The 319-nt window shown below is 50.8% G+C and carries 1 protein-coding gene; it reads left to right on the forward strand.

The window, feature by feature from the left end:
- Positions 1–296 (forward strand): tyrosine-type recombinase/integrase (locus DW917_RS16980; RefSeq protein WP_147344260.1); only part of this gene is annotated, 296 nt, incomplete at its 5' end.
- Positions 297–319 lie beyond the last annotated feature (23 nt).

Here is a 319-nt window from a genome sequence, read left to right on the forward strand (position 1 = left end):
GGGCAAGAGATACCCTTTTCCCATTGCTGAGCACGAATCGTGTTCGTATCGATCTCATCACCATCTGCAAGTTGGCGGAAACGAGCAAGACCTATTCCTACCATTCGGGACGACACTCGTTCGCCAGCCTCATTACGCTGGAGGCTGGTGTGCCGATGGAGACCATCTGCAAGATGCTCGGTCACAAGGATGTGAAGATGACGCAGCGGTATGCGAGAGTGACCCAAAAGAAGCTGTTTGAGGACATGGACAAGTTCATCGCTGCAACCGGGAAGGACTTCGTTCTCGCATTATGAACAAGGCTTTCAACTTTTCTTTT

The sequence above is a fragment of the Prevotella sp. AM42-24 genome (assembly GCF_003461825.1).
Classification (GTDB): Bacteria; Bacteroidota; Bacteroidia; order Bacteroidales; family Bacteroidaceae; genus Prevotella; species Prevotella hominis.